This is a genomic window from uncultured Gilvimarinus sp. (genome assembly GCF_963975215.1).
In the GTDB taxonomy this organism is placed as follows: Bacteria; Pseudomonadota; Gammaproteobacteria; order Pseudomonadales; family Cellvibrionaceae; genus Gilvimarinus.
Genome location: NZ_CAXBFW010000009.1, coordinates 12822 through 27286, shown reverse-complemented (window position 1 = coordinate 27286; position 14465 = coordinate 12822). Strand labels below are relative to the sequence as shown.

Here is a 14465-nt window from a genome sequence, read left to right as displayed (position 1 = left end):
CCGCATTTGCAATAACATTAATAATATTTAGTAACTAAGGCAGCTAAAAGCCCAGCTACTATCTCTTTTTCGGGGCCATGACCATAATCAGCTGGCGACCTTCCATTTTTGGCCGTTGTTCCACTGTTGCCAGTTCCTCAAGGTCTTTCTCGATGCGTAGCATCACGTCCATCCCGAGTTCCTGGTGAGCCATTTCACGACCGCGGTATCGAAGCGATACCTTGGCCTTGTCCCCGTTTTCAAGGAAACGTATCAGGTTGCGTAGTTTGACCTGATAATCTCCATCCTCCGTCCCTGGACGAAACTTCATTTCTTTCACTTGCTGCTGCTTTTGCTTCTTTTTGGCAGCTGCTTTCGTTTTCTTGATCTCAAACAGGTGCTTACCGTAGTCCATAACCTTACAAACTATCGGCGTACTATCAGCCGCTATCTCGACCAGATCCAATGAGGCATCCTGGGCGATTTTTAAGGCCTCATCCAAGGGGACAATCCCCACTTGCTCTCCGTCGGCACCAATTAGGCGAACTTCGCTCGCTTCAATTTGGTCGTTAATACGGGCTTTCTTGGACTTACCTTTAGCGTTATCTCGTTTGATAGTGTCTTTCTCCTATTTGATTAATCTTGCGAGTCAGAAGCCGCCACGCGACTACGATTAGCGATATCGGCACTCAGATGTTCACTGAACGCTTCCAGACTCATTGCGCCCAAGTCTTGACCGTCACGGGTACGGACAGCCACTTGGTTGGATTCGACCTCTTTGTCACCGATGACCAAGAGATACGGAACCCGCTGAATTGTGTGCTCGCGGATTTTAAAGCCGATTTTCTCGTTTCTCAAGTCCGAAACAGCCCTAAACCCATTATTTGCTAGGGTTTTTTCGACTTTTTGCACATATTCGGCCTGATTGTCCGTAATATTGGCCACCACCACCTGAACCGGCGCCAACCAAGTGGGGAAAGCCCCCTCGTAGTTTTCGATCAAAATACCGATAAAACGCTCGAACGAACCGAGAATTGCCCGGTGCAACATGACCGGTACCTGACGCGAGCCATCTTCGGCCACGTACTGGGCATCGAGCCGACCCGGCATCGAGAAATCCACCTGAATGGTGCCGCACTGCCACACCCGATCGAGGCAATCTTTTAACGAAAACTCGATTTTGGGGCCGTAAAAGGCGCCCTCTCCCGGCAGCAGCTTGTAATCCAGCCCTTTTGCATCCAGCGCATCGGCCAGTGCCTGCTCGGCGCGATCCCAGTCGGCGTCAGTCCCTACCCGCTGCTCGGGACGGGTCGAGAGGCGGATAATCACCTCGTTAAAGCCAAAGTCGGCGTATACCTGATACAACAGGTCGGTAAAGGCCGCCACTTCGTCCTGAATCGCCGCTTCGGTACAAAAGATATGGGCGTCGTCCTGGGTAAAGCCGCGCACCCGCATGATACCGTGCAGCGAGCCGGAGGCCTCGTTGCGGTGGCAAGAGCCAAACTCGGCCAAACGCAGCGGCAGGTCGCGGTAGCTGCGTAACCCCTGATTAAACACCTGCACGTGGCAGGGGCAGTTCATGGGCTTAACGGCAAATTCGCGATCTTCCGACTTCAGCATAAACATGTCGTCGCCAAACTTGTCGGCGTGACCGGACTTTTTCCACAGGCTTAAATCCACCACCTGGGGGGTTTTGATCTCCTGATAGCCGTTATCGCGCTGAACTTTGCGCATGTACTGCTCAATCGCGGTGTACACCGACCAACCCTTGGGGTGCCAAAACACCATACCGGGGGCTTCTTCCTGCATATGAAACAGGTCAAACTTTTTGGCCAGTTTGCGGTGATCGCGCTTTTCGGCTTCTTCCAGACGATGCAAATAAGCTTTTAGCTCTTTTTTGTCGTTCCAGGCGGTGCCGTAAATGCGCTGCAGCTGGGTGTTGTTGGCATCGCCACGCCAGTAGGCGCCCGATACCCGCATCAATTTAAAGTGGCGCATCACCCGGGTATTGGGCACGTGGGGGCCGCGGCACATATCCACGTACTCTTCGTGGTGATACAGGCCCACCGCCTCTTCACCGGCCTCGATCAAGCCGTCAATCAACTCGACCTTGTAGCTCTCGTTGCGGCTGTTAAACACCTCACGGGCGTCCGCAATCGGGGTCATTTTCTTAACGACGTCGTAATCTTTTTTAACCAGCTCTTTGATACGCTGCTCAATGGCGTTTAGATCTTCTGGCGTCAGGGTGCGCTCGTACTCTATATCGTAGTAAAAGCCGTTGTCGATAACCGGGCCGATGGCCATTTTAGCCTCGGGGTACAGCTGCTTAATCGCGTGGCCTACCAAGTGCGCAAAAGAGTGACGAATAACCTCCAGGCCCTCGTCATCGCGGCCGGTAATCAGGCTGATTGAGGCGTCGTGATCGATCAGCTCACAGGCATCTACCAGCTCGCCATCGATACGGCCGCACACGGTGGCCTTGGCCAAACCGGGGCCAATATCTTCAGCTACCTGCAACAGGGTAACTGGCTGAGAGAATTCTCGGGTAGAACCGTCGGGAAGAGTAATAACTGGCATGTTACATCCTTTCTCAGTGGTGACCCCTACCAAAGGCCACTTGTTGCTGTGTCTGGACTTATCAGCCCACATAAATTAAGCCGCGCAGTATATAAAACCCACAGCCATTACGCCACCGCCGCCGTAACATTAGCGGTCCGGATGCGTCTTTATCGTAACGCCGCCACTTGGCCGCACACATTTGGAGCCATAACAGGATTTTAGCTATGCCAAGCTTTACGGGACTTACGCATTACCGCCATGCAACCATCAACGCCTTAGGCCGCAGCGATGCACTGGCCGGACTCGCCCTACGACTTTACCTGGCCCCGGTGTTTTGGCTGGCGGGCAGCAGCAAATTTATGCATTTTGCCGATACGGTCGCCTGGTTTGGCAACGACGACTGGGGCCTGGGCCTGCCACTGCCAACCTTAATGGCGGCCTTAGCGACTGCCACTGAGCTTCTGGGAGCCATATTGCTCACCCTGGGGCTCGCCACCCGACTGATCAGCATCCCACTGATTGTGACGATGCTTGTGGCTATATTCACTGTGCATATTGACTACGGCTGGCAGGCCATTGCCGACACCAACGCCCCCTTTGCCAATGCCCGGGTCGACGCGGCCGGCGATAAGCTGGCCCGCGCCGTGAGTATTTTGCAAGAGCACGGCCATTACGAGTGGCTGACCTCAAGCGGGAAGTTTGTGATACTCAACAACGGCATCGAATTTGCCGCCACCTACCTTGTCATGCTGTTGGCGCTGCTGGCGCTTGGCCCCGGACGTTACACCAGCGCAGATTACTGGCTCTCGCGTCTGCTGCGCCGGGCTGACACCAGCCCCACAAACGCCGGGCAACACCCGTAGGCTGCCGTGTTATATTACCCGCAAACATTAAACAACAGCGCCTTACCTGTGTTCTGGCTAAGCCGGCCAGAACCGGCGCTCAACCCGGGAAGCCACACTCTTTTGAGCGCCAGTAGCCCTCTCTTAGTCACACCGGCGACGGCCGACGAACAATTGGTCGCGCTGGCCCAGCAAGGCCATGAAGCCGCACTGATAGAGCTGATCGATCGCCACCACAACTTGTTGCTAACGGTCGCGCGGGCCATTGTGGGCACCGCCCACACGGAGGATACCGTCCAGGAGGCCTGGATATCGATCCACCGCAACTTAATACACTTTGAAGGGCGCTCAAGCTTTAAAACCTGGGCTGTGCGCATCGTCAGCAACGAGGCAAAAACCCGCCTGCGACGCGAAGCCCGCACGGTAACGCTGGACGAGACCGAGCTCGAGCGCCCCCACCTGGATGACAGCTGCTTTAAAGCCAATGGTCACTGGGCCACGCCGCCATCGCGCTGGCACAGCGAGACGCCCGACGCCCTACTGGAAGAAACCCAGTTAAAACGCTGCATCGAGAAAACCCTAGGCCTCTTACCCGAGCGGCAAAAAGCGGCGTTTATGCTGCGCGATCTGGAGCAACAACCACTGGAAGAAATCGCGCAAACCCTTGCCATTAGCAACGCCAACGTCCGGGTATTGCTGCACCGTGCGCGTCTGACGCTATTGCAGGTAGTAGAGCGCTATCAGGAGACAGGCCAATGTTAAGCTGCCGCGACGTCACCCAACAGGCGAGCGATCATATCGACCTTGCGGACGAGCCCCTCCACCGCCCCAGCCTGCAAGTGCGCCTGCACCTGTTGCTGTGTCGCCACTGCCGCCGCTTTGTTCGCCACCTGCGCGCCACCCGCACCCTCGCCGCTCAGGTGCAACAAGAGCGCCAGCGCGGGGATCAGGGCGAGCGCATACTGCAGCAGGTTATACATCCAAAAGCCGAAGAATAGCCCGGTTATTGCGCTTAAGAGCGCCGTCGCGACTGGGCTGATAGAACAAATGATGCTATGTTGCTGTCTCTAGGTGTACCACAGCCGCTGCCCTGGCGCCGTTATATCGGCCGGGACTAGTGCCCCGTATTGGGCGGACCCTATAGAGCAGCGGTGATTTACTATTCAAAATTAAGAATACCGAGAGCGTTATATGCTGGAAATGTTGTGTAAGTCCCACCGCTTTAAAGCGGGTGTCCTGTGTGTAGGGCTTGGCGTTAGTCTGCTCGGCGCCGCAGCCCTTGCTACCGCCGCTGAGCTCGAGCCCCTGAAAATTACCGAGCAGCAACGCAAAACCACCGCTGAGATTGTCAGCTCGCTGCACAAACACCACTATCGGGACCAGAATATTGACGACGCTCTGTCGCAGAAGTTTTTAACCAACTACCTCGACACCCTCGACCCCAGCCGCAGCTATTTTTTACAAGCGGACATTGACGAGTTTAATAAGCACCAGAACAAGTTTGATGAAGACTTTGAAAAAGGCGAGCTAAAAACCAGCTTCGTTATTTTTAATCGCTACCGCGAACGCATCATGGCGCGCCTTGAGAGCGTTGTGGCGCAGTTGGAAGACGACGAGCGCAGCTACGACTTTAGCCAGGACGACACCTTAAATGTCGACCGCGAAAATGCCCCCTGGCCCGCCACCGCCGCCGCGGCCGACGAGCTATGGCGCAAGCGTACCAAGGCCGACCTGCTCAACTTGGTATTAGCCGATAAAACCGTGGAAGAAGCCCGCGAGGTGCTGATCAAGCGCTATAACAATCAGCTGCGCCGGATAAGCCAACAAACCGGTGAAGATGCCTTTAGCGCCGTTATTAACGCCTTTACCATGCTCTATGACCCGCACACGAATTACCTATCGCCGCGGATGCTGGAGAACTTCAACATCAATATGTCGCTCTCACTTGAGGGCATTGGTGCCATGCTGCAAAGTGAGGACGAATACACCAAGGTGGTGCGCCTGATTCCCGCCGGCCCCGCCGATAAACAGGGGCAGCTAAAACCGGCCGACCGTATTGTCGCCGTCGGCCAGGATAAAGACGGCGAGCTGGTAGACGTTGTCGGCTGGCGCCTGGATGAGGTGGTCGACCTGATTCGCGGCAAAAAAGACAGCGTCGTGCGCCTGGAGGTACTGCCAGCCAAAGCCGCTGCCGGCGCCGCCACTCACGTTATTAACATTAAGCGCGACAAAGTAAAACTGGAAGAGCAAGCCGCGCAAAAAGCCGTGTTTGAGCTGTCGGATGAAGACAACAACAGCTACAAGCTGGGCGTTATCGATATTCCGACCTTTTACATGGATTTTGAGGCCTACCGCAAACGCGACCCTAACTACAAAAGCACCACCCGCGATGTATTTAACCTGCTGGGCGAGTTGGCCACAGAAAACGTCGACGGCATTATTGTCGATTTACGCAACAACGGTGGCGGCTCGCTGCACGAGGCCACCGCCCTTACAGACCTCTTTATCGACCAGGGGCCAGTGGTGCAAATTCGGCAAACCAATCAATTGATTTCGCGCAATTATCGCTCTCACTCTAAGGCGGTGTTTCGCGGGCCAATTGTTATTTTAATTAACCGCTTAAGCGCCTCGGCCTCAGAGATTTTTGCCGGTGCCATTCAAGACTACGGCCGCGGTATTATTGTGGGAAGTCAGAGCTTTGGTAAAGGCTCTGTGCAGTCGTTGCAGCCACTGCAATCGGGTCAGCTTAAAATCACCGAGTCTAAATTTTATCGGGTATCTGGCGGTAGCACCCAGCACAAAGGTGTGGTGCCCGACATTTCACTACCCGATATGATTGACCCCGATGACGTGGGCGAGAGCAGCTACGATTACGCGCTGCCCTGGGATCAGATTCACGAGGTAAAACACGACCACTACTTTGATATTGCCTCTCTGCTGCCCGCGATTCAGGCCAAGCATGACGAGCGCATCAAAGTCGACCCGGATTTTATCTTTCTCGGCAAACAGCAAAAGCTGATTGACGAAAACAGCGATCGCAGCCAAATCTCGCTCAACGAGAAAACCCGTCGCCAGGAAAAAACCGACTACGAGCAACAGTTGCTAAGCATCGAGAACGAGCGACGTAAAACCCGGGGCCTTACCCCGTACAAAACCTACGCCGAAATCAGCGAAGACGACAAAAACGATGCCGATGCCGATGACCCAGAAGCCGAAGCGGCCGAGGCTGGACCGGAAAAAATCGACCCGGCAAAAGATCCCCTTCTCACCGAAGCCGGCTACATTTTGTTAGACTTTATTCGCGGCGCCAACCAAAAAGACGAGCAAAAAGTGGCTAATTTTTAACGACTTGCGTAACCCTAACCTGTGGCGGCCCCGGGCCGCCACAGTGCGTTTAACCCGACTGATATTAACGACCCGCTATGAAAGCTATCTCTTTTAACATCAACAGCATCCGCTCGCGCCCCCACCAGCTGCAGGCGATCATCGACACTTACAACCCGGATTTTATCGGCCTGCAAGAAACCAAAGTGGCCGATGAGCAGTTTCCGCAAGAAGTCGTCGAGGCCATGGGTTACCACGTGGCTTTTCACGGCCAAAAATCCCACTATGGTGTGGCGTTAATGTCTCGCCACCCGTTTATCGACACCATTAAAGGGTTCCCGGGCGATACCGAAGAGTCGCAGCGACGCTTTATCGGCGGCCGGTTTGATGTGCCCGGCATGGGTGCCGTGTTGGTGTATAACGGCTATTTTCCACAAGGTGAAAGCCGCGACCACCCGCTTAAGTTTCCGGCTAAGCAAAAGTACTACGCCGACTTAACGCATTTTTTACAAACGCAACATAACCCCAACGACCCAATCATCGTAATGGGTGATATTAATATCTCTCATCAGGATATCGACATTGGCATTGGCGAGGATAACCGCAAGCGCTGGCTGCGCACCGGCAAGTGCAGCTTTTTACCCGAAGAGCGCGAGTGGCTAGAAACACTGCTGGCGTGGGGGCTAAGCGACACTTATCGCGCCCTGCACCCGAGCGTTGATGACTTGTACAGCTGGTTTGATTATCGCTCGCGCGGGTTTGAGCGCGAGCCCAAGCGCGGTTTACGGATCGACCAGATACTGGCCACTAAGCCGCTGCTAGAGCGTTGCACCGGGGCCGGTATCGATTATGAACTTCGGGCCATGGAGAAGCCATCGGACCACTGCCCTATTTGGGCCGAATTTAACTAACGGCCCCGCCAGTTACTCCGCCGCCGGAAGCGGCGGTGGAGTAATATCCAGCCAGCGTTGCAAGCGCCCTTCCAGCGCCTCGTAGCGCAGTGGTTTACCCACCTGATCGTCAAAACCAGCCGCCAGCAACTGATTGACCTGCTCATCGGACAACTCGGGAATCATGCCAACAATAGGCACACGACGACTGTTAGCGGCCTTTTCATGCTCGCGTATTTTGTGTACCGCACTGATGGCCGCGTCGTCCGGCAGCTCGCTATCGAGCAGCACCAAATCAAACCGCTCTTTTTCTAAAATGGCGACGGCTTCCGGGCCATTACCCACCAGCTGCACATAACAACCCAGCTTTTTCAGCATGCCAGAGGCAACCATTTGATTGACCCGGTGATCTTCAACCACCAAGATCCGCCGTGTACCCGGCACATCCAGCACCGGCGTCACAGGCTCGGGCACTGTTTCGCTGGCGGTATCGGCATTGTTGGGTGAGCTCAATAAACGCTGGCACAGTGCCTCGTAAAGCTGCTTGTAAATTACCGGCTTTTCTAGGCAGCTAACCTGTGTGTAGTGCGCCAAATGCTGCTGCACCTCATCGGTGTCGCGCTGCAATACGCTCATGGCAATTACTTGTTTTAACTCGGCGGTTTCATCGGTGGCGGCCAGCTCGCGGGACAGCGCCAACGCATTAAAACTGTTAAGACGGTTGTAAATAAGTACCAAATCGACCGGCGCACCTTTGTCGCGCTCCTCGGCGATACGCATCACCGCCTGCTCGTAGCCGTATACGGTACTGGTATCTACCCCCCAGTTGCTAAGCTCGCTCTCCAGGTCCATGGCCACCCGATCGGGCAAATCCACCAACAGCACCCGCTTACCGCTTAGCTTTTGATCGGCGCCCAGGGTTTTACCCTGATGACTAATGGTTTGCAGGCGCACGTTAATCACCAGCCGATTGCCACCGGCGGGGGTTTTTAACAAGTGCACACTGCCCCCCATACACTCGGCCAACCCTTTGCTGATCGACAGGCCAATACCCACCCGGCCGGTTTGCTCGGCCTCTTGCAGGCGAGACTCATCGACCTCGGCTTTTGCCTCATCGGTGCGGTGGTAATGACTATCGCTAATAACCGCCTGTAGCTCGCCCATATCATCGTTCGAGCTGGCATAGCTAACCTCGATAAACACATTACCGGTTACCGAGAACTTAATAGCGTGCCCCAACAGAGTGGCGGTAATTTGCCGCAAGCGCGCGGCATCGCCGCGCACCCGACTGGGCAGCTCGGGGTCGAGCAGGTAATTTAGCTCTACGCCCTGCTGGTGCGCCTCGAGGGAAAAATCCCGCACCAGCTTGGCCACCAAGCGGCGCAAATCAAACACGGACTCATCAAGCTCTAAGCTCTTGGTCGTGATTTTAGAGAAATCCACCACGTTGTTGACCAGATCCAGCTGCCGCTCACCCGCCTTCGAGGCCATGCCCAACAAATCGCGCTGACGATCGGACAGTTCGGCGTCATCCACCAGTGCCAGGGTGCCGAGAATATCGTTTAATGAAGTGCGAAATTCGTGCCCCAGGTTAACCAAAAATTCATTTTTAAGCTCAATCGCCGCGCGCGAGCTTTTTTGCTCGTTCTCTAGCCCCCGGGCGCGCTCATGCAAGACAAAGTTGGCCTCAAGCCGCTGCCAGTAGCCGCTGCCGGTCACCCGCGCCTGATGCACCAGCATCATGTAAAACAGCACCATAATGGCCGCGTACAAATAGCCCTCGACCGTTGCCAGCGCCATGGCCGTAAGCGCGGCGGGTATCATGCCAATAAACAGGTAGATTTTTAAAAAGCGAATATAGGGGGCAAACACATTGGCCACCGAGGAGTAAAACACCACGGTGTAAAGCCACATGATGAGCGTCTCTTCGCGCATACCCAACACCCAGGTCAGGCTAACCAGAATCACGCTCCACCAAATGGCCCCCAAAAAAGAGGCAATAAAGTATTGCGTACGCCACCGCCTGGGTGCCCGGCTGTAAAGCGCCTCAAAGCGAAACAGGTAATAACTGCGCAGTAAGGTTACCAGCAATAAGCCGGTTACCAAGACGATGGCGAGGTTGTTTTCGCGATAAAAAAAGTCGCCAAACACCAGGCTTAAGACAAACACCAAAAAATTAAGCAGCAAGCCGCGACGACTGTACTTAGCGACCCGGGCATCGGTATCGTGAATAACCTGACGGTCTTTCTGGACCTTGGAGGTCGGCGTAAAGAGCTCGAACATAAGGTGCCTTTATTAGCGTATTACATTTAGAGGAATTGTTAGCGTGTCGTGCTGACTGGTTGTGTTGCGTTTATTACGCCGGGGGTCATGGCCACTGGAGATGGCTACTGGTGAATAAAATACTCCATCAATACCGTTTTAATCACAAAACCGAGCAGACCGAGGCCGAGTGCGAGAAATAAAATAAAGGTGCCAAAGCGGCCCGCCTTAGACTTTTTTGCAAGATCCCAGACAATAAAGACCATAAAAGCAATTAATCCGCCGACTCCCAACACCAGCGACCAGCTTTCAAACTGCTCAAAGGACATGCTCAACACCCACTCTTTACCACAACAACCAGTACCGCCAAGGGCGGCCACAATATCGTTATTGTAACCAAGTTGCCTCGCACACGCACTAAAATCAACCTGACACAAAGTGCCATAGCGCCGCTTTGCGCCCGCGTAAAAGTCTTTTACACTAAGATGGCTCGCGCTGATACAGCCCAAGCTCAAACAGGGCTACCACAAGACAACGCCACCGTCGTCTTAACGCTAAACCATTTGGCTCTCGCAGCGCGATAGCACTTAACCATTACTTGAGGGATTATCCATGAAAACCAAAACTCTAATCGGTACTCTTCCACTCATTGCCATACTCGCCGCCTGTAGCCCAAACGAGGACAGCTCGTTGAGCGAATCCGCGCAAAGCACCATGTCGAGCGCCAAACAAACCGCTAAAGAAGCCACCGACGCCGCCGCAGAAAAAGCCCGGGAGCTAAGAGACGGAGCCGCCGAGATGGCCGATGACGCAGGTGATGCTACCGCCGAGGCATGGGATGACACCAAAGAGGTCACCTCAGAGGCGTGGGAAGACACCAAAGATGTGTCTAAAGAAGGCTGGGATAAAACCAAAGAGATGAGTGAAGAGGGCTGGGAAGCAACCAAAGAGGCCGGTGAAGATGCCGCTGACGCGGTTGATGACGCCGTTGACGACATGCAAGACTAAGCTCCACCCCGACGGCGTGCCGGTACACTTGGCGGGCTGTCGGGCCCAACGCCGCGGGGCGGTAACGGCCCCAAAGCGGCGCGGCGCAGCTGTTACTCTGTGTGCCCGATACCCTCACTTATACTTTTGGCGTGCCATTGCGCCGTCGCTTCGTCGTCTTGCTGGCGAGCCTCAACCCAGCGTGCGCCACTGGCGCGATACTCTTTTTTCCAAAAAGGCGCACGGGTTTTTAAATTGTCCATTAAAAAACGCGCCGCTAAAAACGCCTCATCCCGGTGCCGGCTGCTAACCGCCACCAACACAATCTGCTGACCCACAACAAGTTTCCCCACCCGATGCACCACGCTAACGGCATCCAGCGACCAGCGCCCCCGGGCCTCAGCCACCAGCAGGCGCAGGGATTTTTCGGTCATAGCCGGATAATGCTCAAGCTCTAGCGCCTGCACCGGGTCCAGCTCCGACTCGGCCCGCACCTTGCCAATAAAAAACACCACGGCACCGGTATTGCCGGCCAGCTGCTCCAGCCGCGCATAGTGCTCAGCCAGAGAAAAGTCGTCTCGCTGCACCTGCACCAAATCGTGCTCTGCCATGCCGAACACCATCAACCTCCGGTCACCGGCGGAAACAGCGCCACCTCATCACCATCGCCAATGGCAGTGGCAGGCTTGGCCATGGTCTGATTCACGCTGACCAACCAGGGCTTACTGTACAAGACATCGGCCCACCGGGGCTGCGCGGCGATCAGCGCCGGCACTAAGTCGGCCGCCACCTTAACGGTATCGGCCGCAAGCTCAGTAGCATCGCACCCGAGCTGCTCGCGCAACTGGGCAAAAAACAATACGCTAATCACGATGGCTCCCGCTGATAGTGACCGCGACGACCGCCGTTTTTTTCCAGCAGACAAACGCCCTCAATAACCATGGCCATATCCATCGCCTTGGCCATATCAATCACCGTTAGCGCCGCCACGCTGGCAGCGGTTAGCGCCTCCATCTCTACCCCGGTTTTACCCGTGAGCTTACAGTAGGTTTCAATGCGCACCTGGCTGCGCTCATGGTCGAGCTGAAACTCAACCGCCACTTTAGACAGCGCCAGCGGGTGGCACAAAGGAATTAAATCGGAGCACTTTTTTGCCGCCTGAATACCGGCGATTCTGGCAACACTCAACACATCACCTTTTTTTAAATGGTTAGCCGCGATCGCCGCCAGCGTGGCAGGCTGCATCGACACCCGCGCCTCGGCCCGGGCTTCTCGCACGGTATCGGCTTTGGCTGATACATCCACCATGGACGCGGCGCCTTGCTCATCACAATGTGTCAAATTCATTATTAGCCTCTACACTTAAACGGTTAACGCCACCCTCACAATAAAGTGCCCCGGAGGCCTCATGCACCTGCAACTGGTTAAAGAACGCTGGCCCGCCCAATACCCACGGCGCATTCAACTTTACTCGATGAACACCCCCAACGGCATAAAGGTGGCGCTGGCGCTAGAGGAAATGCACCTCGCCTACGAGCCCCACACGGTGGACATTACTCAGGGGGAGCAGCGTGATGATGCATTTCGCATTATCAATCCTAACAGTAAAATCCCCGCGCTCATTGACCCTAAGGGACCGGACGGTCACGCCATTAGCCTGATGGAGTCGTGCGCCATTTTGCGCTACCTTGCCGAAAAGACCGGGGAGTTTATACCGCTCGATAAAGCCGGCAAAAGCGCCTGCGATCAATGGCTGTTTTTTCAGGCCGGCCACATAGGGCCCATGTTTGGCCAATTTGGCCACTTTTACAAGTACGCCCAAGACGAGTGCCAGGACCCCTACCCACTGGAGCGCTACCGCACCGAAACTCAACGCCTGCTGCAAGTGCTGGATAAACACCTGCAGCGACATGACTATATGCTGGGCGAGAGCTACAGCATTGTGGATATGGCGATCGCCCCGTGGGTCGATTGCCTGGAGCAATTTTACGGGGCCGGTAAAACCCTGGAGCTGGATCAGTTTGTACGCACCAACGAGTGGCTGTCACACTGCACCAGCCGCGCGGCTTATGGGCGCGCCAAGGGTGTCTGCGCGCCCCACTAACCTCGCGCAAACACCGGGCAGCCATAGCCGTTAAAAGTTATAAACCAAATTAATATAGGTGGTTGTATCGGTGCCGTCTTTATCGTCGGCCACATCGGTGTCGTGATTGACGGTGTAACCCACCTTCATTTGCATACGATCGCTGATTTTGGTGCTCAGTGACGTATCACTGACGTAGCGGGTGTTATCTTCGGCCGCCTCGGCGCCAAGCTTTTGGTTAAAGGTGGCATTGTCGGTAATCGCCCACTGCAGCTCACCCGCAACCCGCACCATAAAACCTTCTTCTTCGACGATAATATCGTTCTCTTCGTCTTCTACTTTATCGCCCCAAAAATAACCCGGGCCGATTTCACCATCCACCGTTAAGGTATCGCGATCAATAAAGCGGGCGCCGTAGCCGGTAGAAACGACGGTGTAATTACGATACGCACCAAATTCATCGTGAGTGTGCGAGCCGTAAACAAACAGGCTGCTAAATTCATCGGAGAGTTTGTAAGCGCTTTTCGCCGAGACAAAATACTTCTCGGCGGTCGTTTCGCTCCGCTCACTGCCATCGGCTTGTTCTACCACATCATTTTTGTACAAAGCGCTGGCCACATACTGGTTTTTCCAACGATCCAAATGGTGCGTCACATCAATCTTGCCGTTAAACGACTCGGTTTCGGTATTACCTGTGGTTCGCAGCGCACCCAGCTCCGCCGAGACCTCCCAGGTCTTTTCCGCCTCCAACTCATCCTGCGCCAAACTGCTGCTCGCAGCACCGGCCAGTAAAACTCCGGCAGCGGCCATCGTGTACATCTTCATAGCGTCCCCTTTTGTGTGGATCAGTCGAAAATCAAGGCGATTATTATACACACCCTAACACCCCCTCTGTCAGGCAACTGACCGCATCAAACGCTAATCGGCGCGCAACTTGAGGATCACCGCAACTTGCGCGCCGGCCGCAAAGCCAAACTGCTAAACACATCACGCAGCGCGAGCGACAAACCACTAACGAGCCACCACCGATTAACCGTAAACCACCTTGCCGCGCGCCCCGTCCAGATAAACCAGCAACATGGGCCGCACAGCATCGTAAGCGGCATTAAACGCAAAGGTGTAAACCATAACAAACAGTGTTACCCAAATATCCAGTAAAAGCGCCTCCAGCAAGCTCACATCAAGTATTAGTGCCACCATTGGGGTTGTCAGGCTCAGCAGGCAAACATCAAACAAAAACGCATACAGCACCCTAACCCGCAGCCCCCGCTGCGCTCTGGGGCCCGGAAACCAGCGATCGAACAAGATATTAAAGTAAAAGTTATAAACCAATGCGACCAGAGAAATAGCCAGCATAGAGCCAAAAACCGCGCCAACATCATGCCGTGTAAACAACAATACACCGACAATGGTTAGCACCAAGGCCAAAAATTCATACAAAAAGGCATGCGCCATACGCTCTAATGTAGACATTGCTACCGCTCCTCGTCCGGGCCAACATTGGCGCCCAGTATCGCAAGTAGGGTTGATAAGCAAAAG

At 54.7% G+C, this 14465-nt stretch carries 16 protein-coding genes; 7 read left to right on the top strand and 9 right to left on the bottom strand.

What is annotated here, in order from left to right:
- Positions 1-58 precede the first annotated feature (58 nt).
- Positions 59-595: a translation initiation factor IF-3 gene (gene infC / locus AAC019_RS08130; RefSeq protein WP_339898364.1), complete on the bottom strand. Its 537-nt coding sequence runs from the start codon at positions 593-595 to the stop codon at positions 59-61.
- 20 nt (positions 596-615) lie between these two features.
- A complete protein-coding gene (gene thrS, locus AAC019_RS08125) occupies positions 616-2556 on the bottom strand; it encodes a threonine--tRNA ligase (RefSeq protein WP_339898206.1) in 1941 nt (646 codons plus the stop codon).
- A gap of 206 nt (positions 2557-2762) precedes the next feature.
- Here thrS and AAC019_RS08120 point away from each other — a divergent pair, with 206 nt between their 5' ends.
- The 5 genes from AAC019_RS08120 (at position 2763) to xthA (ending at position 7615) form a co-directional block, all read left to right on the top strand.
- Positions 2763-3401, top strand: coding sequence for a DoxX family protein (locus tag AAC019_RS08120; protein ID WP_339898204.1), 639 nt, complete (start codon positions 2763-2765; stop codon positions 3399-3401).
- 102 nt (positions 3402-3503) lie between these two features.
- Complete coding sequence (locus AAC019_RS08115) at positions 3504-4142, top strand: sigma-70 family RNA polymerase sigma factor (protein ID WP_339898202.1); 639 nt, start codon at positions 3504-3506, stop codon at positions 4140-4142.
- The gene (locus AAC019_RS08110) at positions 4136-4378 is read left to right on the top strand and encodes a hypothetical protein (protein ID WP_339898200.1); all 243 of its coding nucleotides are present in this window, start codon (positions 4136-4138) and stop codon (positions 4376-4378) included. The genes AAC019_RS08115 and AAC019_RS08110 overlap by 7 nt, the downstream gene beginning before the upstream one ends.
- Before the next feature lie 193 nt (positions 4379-4571).
- Positions 4572-6725 carry a carboxy terminal-processing peptidase gene (locus AAC019_RS08105; RefSeq protein WP_339898198.1) on the top strand — a complete coding sequence of 718 codons (2154 nt, stop codon included), beginning with the start codon at positions 4572-4574 and terminating at the stop codon, positions 6723-6725.
- A gap of 77 nt (positions 6726-6802) precedes the next feature.
- On the top strand, positions 6803-7615 hold the full coding sequence (xthA, locus tag AAC019_RS08100; RefSeq protein WP_339898196.1) for an exodeoxyribonuclease III: 813 nt from the start codon (positions 6803-6805) through the stop codon (positions 7613-7615).
- A 12-nt stretch (positions 7616-7627) separates the two neighbouring features.
- Here the strand turns inward: xthA and AAC019_RS08095 are convergent, their stop codons facing one another.
- Positions 7628-9877 (bottom strand): response regulator, encoded by a 2250-nt coding sequence (locus AAC019_RS08095; RefSeq protein WP_339898194.1) that lies wholly within the window; start codon positions 9875-9877, stop codon positions 7628-7630.
- Between the two features lie 104 nt (positions 9878-9981).
- A complete protein-coding gene (locus AAC019_RS08090) occupies positions 9982-10185 on the bottom strand; it encodes a DUF2788 domain-containing protein (RefSeq protein WP_339898362.1) in 204 nt (67 codons plus the stop codon).
- A gap of 283 nt (positions 10186-10468) precedes the next feature.
- Between AAC019_RS08090 and AAC019_RS08085 the strand changes: the two genes are divergently transcribed.
- Positions 10469-10864: a hypothetical protein gene (locus AAC019_RS08085; RefSeq protein ID WP_339898192.1), complete on the top strand. Its 396-nt coding sequence runs from the start codon at positions 10469-10471 to the stop codon at positions 10862-10864.
- A 92-nt stretch (positions 10865-10956) separates the two neighbouring features.
- Here the strand turns inward: AAC019_RS08085 and moaE are convergent, their stop codons facing one another.
- The 3 genes from moaE to moaC are packed head-to-tail and all read right to left on the bottom strand — an operon-like array spanning position 10957 to position 12193.
- Positions 10957-11454 (bottom strand): molybdopterin synthase catalytic subunit MoaE, encoded by a 498-nt coding sequence (gene moaE / locus AAC019_RS08080; RefSeq protein ID WP_339898190.1) that lies wholly within the window; start codon positions 11452-11454, stop codon positions 10957-10959.
- A gap of 11 nt (positions 11455-11465) precedes the next feature.
- Positions 11466-11714: a MoaD/ThiS family protein gene (locus AAC019_RS08075; protein ID WP_339898188.1), complete on the bottom strand. Its 249-nt coding sequence runs from the start codon at positions 11712-11714 to the stop codon at positions 11466-11468.
- On the bottom strand, positions 11711-12193 hold the full coding sequence (gene moaC, locus AAC019_RS08070; RefSeq protein ID WP_339898361.1) for a cyclic pyranopterin monophosphate synthase MoaC: 483 nt from the start codon (positions 12191-12193) through the stop codon (positions 11711-11713). The genes AAC019_RS08075 and moaC overlap by 4 nt, the downstream gene beginning before the upstream one ends.
- 58 nt (positions 12194-12251) lie before the next feature.
- On the opposite strand from moaC, the gene AAC019_RS08065 reads away from it, so the two are divergent.
- Positions 12252-12947, top strand: coding sequence for a glutathione S-transferase N-terminal domain-containing protein (locus AAC019_RS08065; protein ID WP_339898186.1), 696 nt, complete (start codon positions 12252-12254; stop codon positions 12945-12947).
- A gap of 30 nt (positions 12948-12977) precedes the next feature.
- Here AAC019_RS08065 and AAC019_RS08060 read toward each other — a convergent pair whose 3' ends face one another.
- The gene (locus tag AAC019_RS08060) at positions 12978-13751 is read right to left on the bottom strand and encodes a DUF481 domain-containing protein (RefSeq protein ID WP_339898184.1); all 774 of its coding nucleotides are present in this window, start codon (positions 13749-13751) and stop codon (positions 12978-12980) included.
- A gap of 204 nt (positions 13752-13955) precedes the next feature.
- Positions 13956-14399: a PACE efflux transporter gene (locus tag AAC019_RS08055; protein WP_339898182.1), complete on the bottom strand. Its 444-nt coding sequence runs from the start codon at positions 14397-14399 to the stop codon at positions 13956-13958.
- Positions 14400-14465 lie beyond the last annotated feature (66 nt).

Bases quoted from the DNA above. Each gene is read 5' to 3' on its own strand.
- thrS (WP_339898206.1), bottom strand. From the start codon at position 2,556: ATGCCAGTTATTACTCTTCCCGACGGTTCTACCCGAGAATTCTCTCAG.
- AAC019_RS08120 (WP_339898204.1), top strand. From the start codon at position 2,763: ATGCCAAGCTTTACGGGACTTACGCATTACCGCCATGCAACCATCAAC.
- AAC019_RS08110 (WP_339898200.1), top strand. From the start codon at position 4,136: ATGTTAAGCTGCCGCGACGTCACCCAACAGGCGAGCGATCATATCGAC.
- AAC019_RS08105 (WP_339898198.1), top strand. From the start codon at position 4,572: ATGCTGGAAATGTTGTGTAAGTCCCACCGCTTTAAAGCGGGTGTCCTG.
- xthA (WP_339898196.1), top strand. From the start codon at position 6,803: ATGAAAGCTATCTCTTTTAACATCAACAGCATCCGCTCGCGCCCCCAC.
- AAC019_RS08095 (WP_339898194.1), bottom strand. From the start codon at position 9,877: ATGTTCGAGCTCTTTACGCCGACCTCCAAGGTCCAGAAAGACCGTCAG.
- AAC019_RS08090 (WP_339898362.1), bottom strand. From the start codon at position 10,185: ATGTCCTTTGAGCAGTTTGAAAGCTGGTCGCTGGTGTTGGGAGTCGGC.
- AAC019_RS08085 (WP_339898192.1), top strand. From the start codon at position 10,469: ATGAAAACCAAAACTCTAATCGGTACTCTTCCACTCATTGCCATACTC.
- moaE (WP_339898190.1), bottom strand. From the start codon at position 11,454: ATGGCAGAGCACGATTTGGTGCAGGTGCAGCGAGACGACTTTTCTCTG.
- AAC019_RS08065 (WP_339898186.1), top strand. From the start codon at position 12,252: ATGCACCTGCAACTGGTTAAAGAACGCTGGCCCGCCCAATACCCACGG.
- AAC019_RS08060 (WP_339898184.1), bottom strand. From the start codon at position 13,751: ATGAAGATGTACACGATGGCCGCTGCCGGAGTTTTACTGGCCGGTGCT.
- AAC019_RS08055 (WP_339898182.1), bottom strand. From the start codon at position 14,399: ATGTCTACATTAGAGCGTATGGCGCATGCCTTTTTGTATGAATTTTTG.